We start from the raw sequence: 12,757 nt of genomic DNA on the forward strand, positions 1-12,757 counted from the left end.
CGAAACCCACCCGCCACGTGATACGCCGACCCCGCACCCAACCGATCCAGCAGACACAACCGCTCCTGACCGAACGACGCAGGAGCGTTCTCCGCCGCCGCGGCGCCCGAGCGCTTCACCAGGGGCGTGTCCGTCTCCCGGCGGGTTCCCGCCGTCTGCGCCACCAGCTCCGCGAGCCGGCCGACCGAGGTCTCGTCCATCAGCTCGGCCAGCGGAACGGAGGCCTCGAACTCCGCCTCGAGCGCCGAGCGCAGCTGCACCGCGCGCAGCGAGTCCAGCCCTTGCGCGACCAGCGGCTGCGTCGCCGAGACCTGCTCGACGGGCACGCCGAGAATCTCGCCCACCCGTGCCGCGACCCGGGCGCCGATGCCGGTGGGATCGTCGGCGAAGAGCGCCGCCGCGCTGCCGCCGACCGGCTCGGAGCCGTCGGCGTGCGCCAGGACCTTGAACTCCCCGGCCAGGAAGCGTTCCCGTGTGGCACGGCGCCGGATCTTGCCGCTGGACGTGCGGGGCAGCGACCCCATCTTCACCAGCGCGATGTCGGCGAGGGCGAGTCCGTGCTCCACGGACACCGCGGACCGGACCGCGGCCAGCACCTCGTCGGTGTCCTCCTCGCGGAACTGCCGGCTCACCTCGTGGACGAGTGCCACCCGCTCGCCGTCGCCGTCGTCGAGGCCGAAGGCGGCGGCCCGGTTGGGGACGAGGAGTTCATGGCTGAGTTCCGCGGTGTACTCGATGTCCTGCGGGTAGTGGTTGCGGCCGCGGACCACGATCAGGTCCTTGATCCGGCCGGTGACGTAGAGCTCGCCCGCGTGGCGGAAGCCCAGGTCGCCGGTGCGCAGATAGCTGCGGCCGTCCGGCTCGGCCGGCTGCGCCGCGAAGGTCAGCTCGGTCTGCTCCGGCCGGCCCCAGTACCCCTGCGCCACGGACGGTCCGGACACCCAGATCTCGCCGACCTCGCCGTCGGCGACCGGACGCAGCGACTCGGTGTCCACGACGACGACGTGGTCGTCGCCCTGCACCGTGCCGCAGCCGATCAGCGTGACACCGTCCTCGGCCGCGAGCGAGCCGTCGTCGGCGACGACTCCGTGCTCGGTGAGCGAGACGACGCTCGGCTCGGGGACGGGCTTGCCGCCGGTGACGAAGAGGGTGGCCTCGGCGAGGCCGTAGCAGGGGTGGAAGGAGGTGCGGCGGAATCCGTGCGGTCCGAAGACCCGCGCGAAGTCGTCGAGAGTGCGCCGGCGCACCGGTTCGGCGCCGACCATGGCGTGCTGCCAGCTGGAGAGGTCGAGCCCGGCCCGCTGCTCCTCGGTGATCCGGCGGACGCATTCCGCGTAGGCGAAGTCCGGCGCCGCACTCATGGTGCCCCCGTGCCGGCTGATGGCGTCCAGCCAGCGCAGCGGCTGACGGATGAACGCCATCGGCGCCATCAGCACACAGGGGAAGCCGCTGTACACCGGCTGCAGGATGCCGCCGATCAAGCCCATGTCGTGGTACGGGGGCAGCCAGCTGACGCCGACGCTGTCGGGCGAGGAGCCGTTCGCGGTGGCGATGACGCGGGAGTTCTCGATCAGGTTCCCGTGCCGGAGCATCACGCCCTTGGGCGCGCCGGTGGAGCCGGAGGTGTACTGGAGGAAGGCCAGCGCGTCGGAGCCCGGCAGGAACTCCTGCCAGGCGTCCGCCGCGTCCTGCGGGACGGTGTCGGTGGCCTGCCAGGCGAGACCGGAGAGGCCGTCGATCTGGTCGCCCATGGCGCGTACCAGCTGGAGCGTCGCGTCGTCCGTGAGCGCCGTGGTGGCCTGCGCGTCCCGGACGATCTCCAGGAGCCGTTCCAGGCCGCGGGGGCTCGTCGGCGGGTAGACCGGTACCGCGGCCGTGCCCGAGTACAGGCAGCCGAAGAAGCCGACGATGTACTCCTCACCCGGCGGGTAGAGCAGCAGTGACTGGCCCCCGGCGAGGCCGTCGGCCTGCATCGAGGCGGCGACCGCGCGGGCCCGGGTGTCGAGTTCCCGGTAGCTGAGCCGCCGCTCGGAGCCGTCCTCCTCCACCAGGATGTACGCGGTGGCGTCGGGAGTCTCGGCGGCACGGAGGGCCAGCATCTCGACGAGGTCGGCGGGGCGGAACGACATGGTTTCCTCCGGTACGAGGGACGGGGCGGGATTCGACGGGCGGGACTCGAAAGGGGGCGGGACTCGAAGGAGGCGGGAGCCGGCGGCGTCCGCCGGGGCGCCGACGGATCAGGGGTGCGCGCCGAGCAGGCGGTAGAGGCAGTCGGCGCCGAAGCGCACGGCGTCGGCGGGCACTCGCTCGTCGGCGTCGTGCATCCTGTCCTGGTAGCGGGAGCCGGCCGGCAGCAGCATGGGCAGCCAGCCGTAGCAGTCCATGCCCAGGTTGGCGAACAGCCGGGCGTCCGTGGAGGCCGGGGTGATCACCGGCAGCGGTACGCCCTCGGGGTCCGCCTCGCGCAGGATCTCGACCAGCCGCTCGTAGAACGGGCTCAGCTCGGGCTCCGCCTTCGGTGTGCGGGAGCCCTCCAGGAGCAGCTCGATCTCGACCTCGGGGCCGACGACTTCACGGAGTTCGCCGATGTAGTCCTCGACGGTGAAGTCACCGGGCAGGATGCGCCCGTCGAGGTCGACGGTGATCTCGTCCGGGATCATGTTGATCTTGTCGCTGGTGCGGATCACCGTGGCGTTGACGGTGTGCCGGAGCAGCGAGTCCAGATAGACGGCGTCGGCGACGTCGAGGAGTTCGTACGGGACGGTGGAGCGCTCGCCCTTGCGCAGGGCGGTGAGCTCCGCGGCCAGCTCCTGGTCCACCGCACCACTGAGCTCGGCGAGCATCCGGTCGAGGGCGGGGGTGATGTGGGTCGGCAGCCGTTGGTCCCGCAGTGCGGTCAGCAGGTCGGTGAGCTTGTGCACGGCGAGATCGGGCCAGCCCTGCCGGGACGCGTGCCCGCCGCGTCCGCGCAGCGTGAGCCGCAGCCAGCAGGCCCGCTTCTCGGCCACGCCGACCGGGTGGAAGCGGCGGTCGGGCCGGAAGGTGAGCGCCGCGCCGCCGTCCTCACCGATCGCGTACGGGATGCCCTCGAAGAGGTCCGGGCGTTCGGCGGTGAGCCAACCGGCCCCCGCCCGGCTGCCGTTCTCCTCGTCGGGGACCACGGCGAGGACGACGTCGCCGGCCGGGGCCTCGCCGCGCTGGTGCAGCGTGAGGAGGGCCGCCAGCATCATCGCCAGGCCGCCCTTCATGTCGATGGCGCCCCGGCCCCACACCTCGCCGTCGATGAGCAGCCCGTCGAACGGCGGATGGGTCCACTGCTGCCCGCCGGTCGGTACCACGTCCGAGTGCGCGTGCAGGAGCAGCGGCGGTGCCTCGCCGCGGCCGGGTATCCGGGCCACCAGATTGGGGCGCTCCGGATCGGGGCCGAGCAGTTCGGACTCGATCCCGGCGCCCGCGAGCAGCTCGGCGACGTACTCCGCGCACTCGCGTTCGTCGCCGGGCGGGTTGACGCTGCGGAAGCGGATGAGCCGCTGCAGGATCGGAATCGGGTCCACGGCGGGCGGCGGGGTTTCGGCCTGTGACATGACCGGTCCTTTCGGGACGGTGAATGCGGGTGCACGTGCGGGAGTCGCTCCTGGTCCCGCATCGGGGTGGGGCCACTGGCTGCACAGCAGGGAGGCGCCCCGGCTGCACACCGGGTGGGCCCCGGCTGCATACCGGGCGGCGCCCTCGGCTTCACAGCAAGTCGGCGGCGGATGCGCGGAGTTGGGCGGGCGTGCCCCACAGCAGGGCCTCGACGGCCGCGCGGCGGAAGAAGAGCTGGATGTCCGCGTCCTCCGTCATGCCGTGGGCGCCGTGCAGATGCAGCGACTGTGCGGCGCAGTCCCGTGCCAGCTCGGCGGCGAGGAACAGGCTCTGGCAGGCGGCCAGTTCGTCGTCCGGGCGCTGTACGAGGGTGTGCGCCGTCTCCTCGACGAGCACACGTACGGCCGTGATCCGGGCGCTGAGCGCGGCCAGTGTGAAGGCGACGGTCTGGTGCCGGGCCAGCGGCTGGTCGAACTGTGCGCGCTGCTTGACGCGTTCGACGGCGAGGTCGAGGGCGCCCTGCGCGAGACCGGTCAGCGACGCGGCCTGCCGGACCCGGGTCCTGGCGACCGTGCGCCGCCAGGCGGTGACGGCCTGGGCCGGGGTGGTGAGGAGCCGGCCGCCGAGCACCGGGACCTCGGTGAGTTCGACCGCGTGGAAGTCACCGCGGGAGATCTCGTACTGCCGCCGCAGCGTGACACCCGGCTCGTCGGCCGGCACCAGGGCCAGCGCGATCCCGTCCGGGACCGTACCGACGACCAGGAGCAGTTCCGCCTCGTGTGCGGCCGGCACGAACCGGCGGGACCCGGAGACCCGCAGGACACCGGACGCGTCGGAGAGCCGCAGCGCGCCGGGCACCGCGGGATCGTCCGTACCCGCGGACCGGGGAGCCAGTGCGACGGCCGCGCTGCCGTCGGCGATCGCGTCCAGGAGGCCGCGATGTGCCGGCGCGGTGCCGTGCGCGGCGATCAACTCGGCGGCCGCGGCGGTGTCCTGGTACAGGCTGCGGTACAGGGAGCGCCCCATCAGCTCGGCGATCTCGACGAGCTCCTGCGGGGTCTCGGTGCCGTCGGTGACGCGGTGCAGCAGACCGAGGTCGCCGAGCATCTCCCAGACGGCCTCCCGGGCCTGGACCAGCTCCTCGGGCGGAGCGCCGCCGGCCACCGGTCCGTCGCCCATGCGGCGCACCGTGGCGGACAGTTCGCCGGTGAAGAGGTCGGTGATCTCGTCGGGTGTGGCGGACATGCGGGGTCCTCTCGGGGTCTCAGGAGAACAGTTCGAGCCCGGACGCGGCGATGATGTGCAGCATCACCTCGGACGTGCCGGAGGCCAGAGTGTGGGCCGGGCTCTGCCGGTAGACGGACTCGGGCCGTCCGAGGTCGAGCGCCTCGGCGTCCCAGCCGCTCAACAGCCCGTCCAGGCCCGTGACTTCGCTGCCGAACCGCACCAGCTCGTCGGACTGCTGGGTGACGAACCACTTCGCGGCGGCGGACGCGACCGGGTCGGCCCGGCCCTCCGCACGGGCCCGGACCATCCGCCAGGCCAGCGCACGGCCGGCCTCGAGCCGGGCGTCGAGGTCCACGAGGCGCTGCGCGTACGCCGGTTCCCGGATGCGGCCGGTGCGCCGGGCGTCGGCGATCGTCGAGTCCAGCCAGCGGCGCAGCTTGGCCTGGAAGTCCATGCCGGTGCGCTCCAGGAGCAGCATGTCGTTGAGCAGGTCCCAGCCCTGGTCGATCCCGCCGACGATATGGTCCCGGGTGAGCCGGACGTCCTCGATGACGATCTCGTTGAACCGCTCGTCGCCCATGCTCCACACCGGGCTGATGACGATGCCGGGGGAGCGCAGCGGCACCAGGAAGAGCGTGATGCCGTGGTACTTGACGGGTCCGTCCGTGGTGCGTGCCGCGCACAGCGCCCACTCGGCGAACTGGGACTTCTGGTTGTAGATCTTGCGCCCGGACAGCCGCCAGCCGTCCCCGTCTGGCACGGCGGCGGTGCGCAGCGCGGCGAGGTCGGAGCCGCAGTGCGGCTCGGAGAACAGCACCGTGGCGATCTGCTCGCCGCGGGCCAGCGGCGGCAGATGGCGGTCGCGCTGCTCGGGCGTGCCGACCTCCAGGAGGAACTGGCCGACGGTGTCGATGCTCAGCACATGCTGGTCCTCCGGGACGCCGTGCAGGATCATCTCCTCCAGTACGATCCCGGCCTCCACCGGCGAGAGCCCGAGTCCGCCGTACTCGCGCGGCCAGGCGGCGGCCAGCCAGCCGCGCTCGCCCAGCCACCGGTAGACGTCGAGCAGTCCGCTCTCCTCCCGCGGGGCGTGTTCCGCCAGTGCGTCGACGGCCTTGCGCACCCGGTCCTCGGCGAAGAACTCCCGTACCTGCCGCCGGAAGGCGTGCTGTTCGGGCGTGAACCAGTGGTCGCCGTCCGCCGCCGTGCCGCGCGGTGTGCTCGCCGTGTCGGTGCTCATCGGCTCCCCGCCCTCTCCCGGACGGAGCCGGTCGCGGCGCCGTCGATGATGTCCTGCAGCAGCTCGGCGACCGTTCCGACGTGCGGCGCCGCGACCATGCCGTAGTGGTCACCGGGGGCCCGCAGGTGCCGGCAGTCCGCCGAGGTGCGACCGGTCCAGTAGCGGGCGCGGTCGTCCGCGCCGTCCGTGTCGGCGGTGATCAGGGCGAGCGGTACGTCCACGGGTTCCGGCCGCCAGACGGCGCCCGCCCGTACCGTCGTCACGAAGGTGCGCATTCCGGCCAGGAGTTGTTCGGTTCCGCTGTCCGGTGCGAGACCGGCGTCGATGATCCGCTGGGCGACCACGGTGAATTGCTCCTCCTCGTCGAGCGCTGCGATGCCGTCCGTGTCGGGTGCACGGTCCGAGCCGCCGAGGCCGGCCACGTCGGACGCGTACAGGGCGAGTGCCTGCGCCGTGCTGGGGGGCTCGGCGAGCCCGGGCGGCACATCCGTGTCGAGGAGCGCGACCAGGGCCACTTCGGCACCGGTGGCGCGCAGCCGGCGGGCCGTCTCGAAGGCGAGGGCGCCGCCGGTGGACCAGCCGCCGAGCAGGTACGGGCCTTCGGGCTGCGCCGCCCGTACGGCCGCGGCGTGCGCCTCGGCCAGCGCGCCGACCGGATCGGTCAGCTCGCCGCTCAGGTCGGGTGCGGGCAGTGCGTGGCAGGGCTGGTCCGCGCGGAGTGCGCCGGCAAGGGGCACGTAGGGCGCGACGGAGCCGCCGCTGGGGTGCAGCAGATGGAGCACCGGGCGGCCCGCGTCGCCGGCCGCGAGGACCACCGGCGCGTGGGTCCGCGCCGCTGTCTCACCCGTGCCTGCGGTCGTCCGTGTGGGCTCCGTCGCCCGTGTGGGCTCCGCCTCCTCGCGAGCGGTGTCGATGAGCGCCGCCAGCTGTTCGATCGTGGCGTGCGTGAACAGCTTGTGCAGCGGCACCTCGACGCCGAAGGCCTCCCTGATCCGGGCCAGGAGCTGGGTGGCCTGCATCGAATTACCGCCCACCAGGAAGAAGTTGTCGTCCCGGGCGAAGCTGTCGGACGTCAGCAGACCGGCCCAGATCCCGGCGACGGTCCGTTCCGTGCCGGTCGCGGGAGCGGCGTCGCGGCGCTCGGCGGACTGCGACTGCGTCTGCGCCGGGTCGGGCAGCCGGGTACGGTCCAGCTTTCCGCTGGTGTTCAACGGCAGACCGTCCAGCGTCACGAACGCGTTCGGCAGCATGTACGGCGGCAGATCGGCGGCGAGCCGGTCCCGCAGCACCGCGCCGGACGGCACATCACCGGACGCCGGCACCACATGGGCCACCAGGCGCGGGCCGCCCGGGTCGGTGGTGTCGACGATCACCGCGGCCTGCCGGATCTCCGGCTGCCTGGCCAGGAGTTGCTCGATCTCGCTCGGCTCGATCCGCAGACCGCGGATCTTGACCTGGCTGTCCGCACGGCCGAAGAACTCCAGATCACCGTCGTTGCGGCGCAGCGCCAGATCCCCGGTGCGGTACATCCGCCCGCCAGGGGCGGCGAACGGGTCGGGCGCGAAGCGCTCCGCGGTCGCGCCGGGCGAGCCCGCGTAGCCGCGGCTCAGCCCGAGCCCGCCGATCCACAGCTCGCCGACCACGCCACGCGGCACGGGCGCGCCGTACGGGTCGAGGAGGTACGCGTACTGGTTGGCGAGCGGCCGCCCGATCGGCGGGCTCGCCGACGTCCGCTGCGGTCCGCACAGGTGGTCGACGGAGGCGACGGTGGTCTCCGTGGGGCCGTACCCGTTGTGGAAGTCGCGCTTCCCGCCGTCGCGCCACCGGTCCACGAGGTCGCCGGGGAACGGCTCGAGGCCCACGAACAGCTTGTGCAGACCGGGGACTTCGGCGGGATCGAGCACGGCGAGCAGGGACGGCGGGATGTCCGCGGTCGTGACGCCCTCCTCGCGGATCAGCGCGGCGAGCGACGGCGGGTCGAGCAGCGTGTCACGGGGCGCGAGCACCAGGGTGGCGCCCGAGGACAGCGCGCCGAAGATCTCGAAGACGCTGACGTCGAAGGCCGGGTTGGCGAACTGCAGCATGCGGTCGTCGGGACCGAGACGGAACATCTCCACCGCGGAATTGGTGAAGTTGACGGCGCTGCGGTGCTCCACGAGGACGCCCTTGGGGCTGCCGGTGGACCCGGAGGTGAAGATGACGTAGGCGAGGTTGCGCGGCCGCACCGCGAGGACGGGACGCTCGTCCGAGCGGGTCTCCAGCTCGTCGAGCAGATCCGGGTCACGCCAGTCGAGCAGCTCCGCCGACTCGGGCAGCGTCTCGGCCAACGGCCCCTCGGTCACCACGAGTTCACAGCCGGCACGGTCGAGCACATAGGCGATGCGGTTGGCCGGGTGCACCGGGTCGAGGGGCACATACGCGGCGCCGGCCTTGAGGATCGCCAGCTGGGTGACCGGCAGTTCGAGACCGCGCTCCAGCATCACCCCGACCCGGCTCTCCGGGCCGACGCCGCGGGCGCGCAGCGCGTGTGCCAGGCGGTTGGCGCGGCGGTCGAGCTCGGCGTACGTCAGCCGGCGGCCGCGGAAGCGCACCGCGGGCTGGTCCGGACGGTCGTCCACCTGCCGTTCGAACAGCTGGTGGAGGCAGTGTTCGCCGGTGTCGTACACCACGTCGGTGCGGTTCTCGCCCCGGGTCAGCGCCTCGCGTTCGGCCGTGCCGAGCAGCTCCACCCGGTCCACCCGGACCTCCGGGTCGGCGACCATCGCCGTCAGGAGCTGCCGATAGTGCGTCATCAGACGCTCGATCCGCTCGGCGTCGAAGAGCTCCGTCGAGTACTCCACCCACAGCTGGTAGCCCTCGCCCGGCACCTCGGTCAGCTGCATGGCGAGGTCGAACCGCGAGGTGCCCACGACCAGCGGCACCTGCTCGATGCGCAGCTCGCCCCAGTCCTGCTCCTCGGCCGCAGCGCTCTGCAGCGTGAACGACATCTGGAACAGCGGATTGCGTCCGGACTCCCGGTCCGGCCTGAGCCGCTCGACCAGCTTGTCGAACGGCACGTCCTGGTGCAGCAGCCCGCCCACCACTGCTTCGTTGGTACGGGTGAGCAGTTCGCGGAAGGTGGGCGAGCCGGAGGTGTCCGTACGCAGCACCAGGGTGTTGGCGAAGAAGCCGACCAGCGGCTCGATCTCCTTGCGGGTACGGCCGTTGACCACCGAGCCCACGACGATGTCCTGCTGGCCGGTGTACCGGGCGAGCAGCACCTGGAAGGCGGCCAGGGCCACGGTGAGCGCGGTGACGCGTTCCGTGCGCGCGAGCTCCACCATGGACTGCTGCAGTGCGGCCGGCAGCCGGGTCTCGAGCACCGATCCGCTGCCGGTCGGCTCCTTCGGGCGCGGCCGGTCGGTCGGCAGGTCGAGCACCGGCAGATCGGCCAGCCGTTCCGTCCAGTACGCGAGCCGCTTCTCGAACCCGGGGGCGGCGAGCATCCGCCGCTGCCACACGGCGTAGTCGGCGAACTGCACCGGGAGCGGCGGCAGCGGGTCGCCCGCCCCGGCCGCCTCGGCGGCGTAACGGGCCGTCACCTCCTGGGAGATGATCGCGGTCGACCAGCCGTCGGTGGCGATGTGATGCATGTTCAGGAGCAGGATGTGCTCGTCGGCGGCGAGCCGGAAGAGGGCGGCCCGGAACACCGGGCCGGTGCCCAGGTCGAACGGCCGCGCGGCCTCCTCGGCGATCAGCTCGGCGGCGCGCGGTTCGCGTTCCGCCGCGGGCAGTTCGCGCAGATCGGTGACCGGCAGCGGCACCGGCCCCGGGGCGTCGACGATCTGGAACGGCAGTCCGTCCGCGCTGCCGTAGCGGGTACGCAGGATCTCGTGCCGCGCCACGACGGCGCCGAGCGCCCGCTCGAGGACCGCGGTGTCCAGCGGCCCGGTCAGCCGCAGCGCCAGCGGTGCGTTGTACGCCGCGGAGCCGGGGTTCAACTGGTCGAGGAACCACAGCCGCTGCTGTGCCGCAGCCAGCGGCAGGCTGCGGTCGCGGTCCGCGGGCTCGATGCCCTGATGGTCCTTGCGGCTGTTCTGCAGTCTGCGCAGGGCGTCCTTCGCGCCGCCGGCACCGGCCGCGGGTGCCGGGCGCGCGGTGCGGTCCGCCCGACGGATCGCACCGGACGACACGGCGGTGCGCGGCGCCCGCCTCAGTTCACTCATCTGACTCTCCTGATCGGTGGTGGCCGGTCCCCGGGGCGTCGGGGCGCAGTACGACCGCGGTCGACTCGCCGTCCAGGGCCCGGCGGATCGGCTGCTGCACCCGGCCGTCGCCGACCAGCACCTCGCGCACCCCGCCCTCGAGCGCCTCCCGGGCAGCGATCAGCTTGACGAGCATTCCGCCGCCGACGCCCGGAATCCCGCCGTCGGCGGGCAGTTCGCACTGCTCGAGCCGGCTGCCCGCGTCCTCGGGGTCGGCGAGGACGCCGGGCGCGGCCGTGAGGAACAGCAGCCGGCGCGCCCCGAGACCGGCGGCGACGGCGGCGGCGACCCGGTCCGCGTTGACGTTCACCGGACGGCCGTCCTCGGCCAGCGCCGGCGGCGAGACGACCGGGGTGATCCCGGCGTCGAGCAGCACCTTCAGCACCGCCGGGTCCAGTTCGGAGATCCTGCCGCTGTGGTCGTCGCGCACCAGGACGGTGCGCCCGTCCACGCGGGCCCGGATGGCCTTCTTGCGGCGGGCGCGCAGCAGACCCGCGTCGATGCCGGTCAGGCCCGTCGCGGGTATGCCGTGGCCGGCCAGCTCGGTCAGCAGGGCGGGCTTGACCTGGCCGGCCAGCGCCAGGGTCAGCACCTCGAGGGTGGCGTCGTCCGTGTAGCGGGACGTGACGCCGCTGCGCGCGGTGAGGGTACGCCGGGGCACGCCGAGTCGTTCGGCGAGCAGATCGAGCTCGGCGGAGCCGCCGTGCACCAGGACGACACGCTCGCCGCTCTCGACCAGGCGGGCCACATCGGCACACACCCGTACCGGGTCGACTCCCGCCGCTCCGCCGCACTTGACGACGGTCAGTCCGTTTCCCATGGCGTGCCCCTCTCAGACCGGATGCAGGCCGGGGAACCCGAGACCCAGGGTTTCCGGCAGACCGAAGCGGATGTTCATGGCCTGTACGGCGTTTCCCGAACCGCCCTTGACGAGGTTGTCCAGGGCGGCCACCAGGACCGCCGTGCCGTCCTCGGGGTCCGTGGAGAAGCCGATGTCGCAGTAGTTGGAGCCGATGAGGATCTTTGGCTCGGGCAGCCGGTAGAGCCCGCGCTTCTGCGCGACGATGCGCACGAACGGCTCGCCGCCGTAGTAGTCGCGGTACAGGCGGCGCAGTTCCCGGTCGTCGAGCCGTGCACCGTCCGCGGCGGACACCCGGATCAGCGTCTGGACGCCGCGGACCGCCTCCACTCCGGTCGCGCTCATCCGGACGGTGAGTCCGGTGCTCTGCGCCACCTCGGCCTCGTGGCGGTGCCGCTGCGGCTTGAACACCCGCATGGCACCGCTGCGTTCGGCGTGCAGGTTCATGATGTCGGCGGTCACTCCCGAGCCGCTGGAGCCGACCCGGCCGTCGATGGTCACCTCGGGACGTATCAGCCCCTCGGCCGCCAGGGGGTGCAGGGCGAGCGTCGCCGCGTTGGCCATGCAGCCGGGGACCGAGATCCGGTCCGCCTCGGTGAGCTCCTTGCGATGGGTCTCGGGCCTGCCGGTGACGAACTCGCCCAGGAGTTCGGGGCAGTTGTGCTCGCCGTAGTAGCGAGTGAACTCCGCGCGATCGCGCAGCCGGAACCCGCCGCTGAGGTCGATCAGTACGCGGGTGCGGTGCGCGATCTGCGGAACCAGTTCCATGGCCACCGACGGCGAGACCGCCGTGAAGATCACATCGCAGTCACCGATGTCTTCCGGTGCGCAGAAGCACAGATCGGTGCTTCCCCGCAGGTTGGGGTGGACGGAGTCGACCCGTCGTCGTGCGCGGGTGGTCGACACCGCGCTCACGATCTCTACGTCGGGGTGGCCGAGCAGCAGCCTGAGCAGCTCTCCACCGATGTATCCGGATGCGCCGTAGACGCCGGCACGGATCACCAGGACCTCCTGGAGTGGGGTGATGGACAGGGGGCGTGCTGCCCGGCTGGTACGCGGGCCGGCGTCCCTACTCGCCCCAGTCCTCCTCGACCTCCGGGGCGACGGCGAGCAGCAGCGGCTCGACGGTGACCACTTCGAGTTCGCTCATGCAGGCGGCACACTCGACGATCTCGTTCTGCCGGATCCCGTCGGCCACGGTCACGTCGCTCTCACACTCCGGGCAGGAGATTGCTGCGGTGGCGGTGGACATCCTGTTCCTCCTCGTGTCGGTCGGCCGGGGTGCTCCCGCCGGCCTGACACGAGGTTCACGGCATCGCGTGCGCCGCGGTAGTCGGGCGAATCCCTACAGCCGGGCCCCGGCGGGGTGGGCGTTCTCCCGTAGGGGTCTCTCCTGACTGGTTGCGCCCGCGGCGGACGGCGACGCTGAACCCAACTGTTCCGCCCGGCTTCCGGGCCCACGAGGAGGGTGGCAACCGCCATGTCTGATCTTGAGCTCGACGACGAGGTCTACGTGTTCCCTGCGTCGTTCGGTCAGGAGCGGTTGTGTCTGCTGGATCGGTTGGGTGCGGGGTCGGCGTATCACGTGGCGGGTGGGTTTCG

At 72.6% G+C, this 12,757-nt stretch carries 8 protein-coding genes; all 8 read right to left on the reverse strand.

All coding sequences use genetic code 11. The annotated features are described in order from the left end of the window. A partial coding sequence (locus tag DY218_RS27760) for an AMP-binding protein (RefSeq protein ID WP_147336182.1) occupies positions 1 to 2,129 on the reverse strand: 2,129 nt, incomplete at its 3' end. A 108-nt stretch (positions 2,130 to 2,237) separates the two neighbouring features. Further along, complete coding sequence (locus DY218_RS27765; protein WP_128558896.1) at positions 2,238 to 3,584, reverse strand: M20/M25/M40 family metallo-hydrolase; 1,347 nt, start codon at positions 3,582 to 3,584, stop codon at positions 2,238 to 2,240. Positions 3,585 to 3,735: 151 nt separating this feature from the next. Continuing rightward, positions 3,736 to 4,830 carry an acyl-CoA dehydrogenase family protein gene (locus DY218_RS27770; RefSeq protein WP_128558897.1) on the reverse strand — a complete coding sequence of 365 codons (1,095 nt, stop codon included), beginning with the start codon at positions 4,828 to 4,830 and terminating at the stop codon, positions 3,736 to 3,738. A gap of 19 nt (positions 4,831 to 4,849) precedes the next feature. Further along, the gene (locus DY218_RS27775; protein WP_128558898.1) at positions 4,850 to 6,052 is read right to left on the reverse strand and encodes an acyl-CoA dehydrogenase family protein; all 1,203 of its coding nucleotides are present in this window, start codon (positions 6,050 to 6,052) and stop codon (positions 4,850 to 4,852) included. Further along, the gene (locus DY218_RS27780; protein WP_128558899.1) at positions 6,049 to 10,257 is read right to left on the reverse strand and encodes a non-ribosomal peptide synthetase; all 4,209 of its coding nucleotides are present in this window, start codon (positions 10,255 to 10,257) and stop codon (positions 6,049 to 6,051) included. The genes DY218_RS27775 and DY218_RS27780 overlap by 4 nt, the downstream gene beginning before the upstream one ends. After that, entirely contained in the window at positions 10,250 to 11,116 is an 867-nt protein-coding gene (locus tag DY218_RS27785; RefSeq protein WP_128558900.1) for a [LysW]-aminoadipate kinase, read from the reverse strand. The genes DY218_RS27780 and DY218_RS27785 overlap by 8 nt, the downstream gene beginning before the upstream one ends. 12 nt (positions 11,117 to 11,128) lie before the next feature. Further along, positions 11,129 to 12,157, reverse strand: coding sequence for an N-acetyl-gamma-glutamyl-phosphate reductase (gene argC, locus DY218_RS27790; protein WP_128558901.1), 1,029 nt, complete (start codon positions 12,155 to 12,157; stop codon positions 11,129 to 11,131). A gap of 67 nt (positions 12,158 to 12,224) precedes the next feature. After that, positions 12,225 to 12,407: a lysine biosynthesis protein LysW gene (locus DY218_RS27795; protein ID WP_128558902.1), complete on the reverse strand. Its 183-nt coding sequence runs from the start codon at positions 12,405 to 12,407 to the stop codon at positions 12,225 to 12,227. Between the last annotated feature and the right edge of the window lie 350 nt (positions 12,408 to 12,757).

The sequence above is a fragment of the Streptomyces triticagri genome (assembly GCF_003429565.1).
GTDB classification, from domain to species: Bacteria; Actinomycetota; Actinomycetes; order Streptomycetales; family Streptomycetaceae; genus Streptomyces; species Streptomyces triticagri.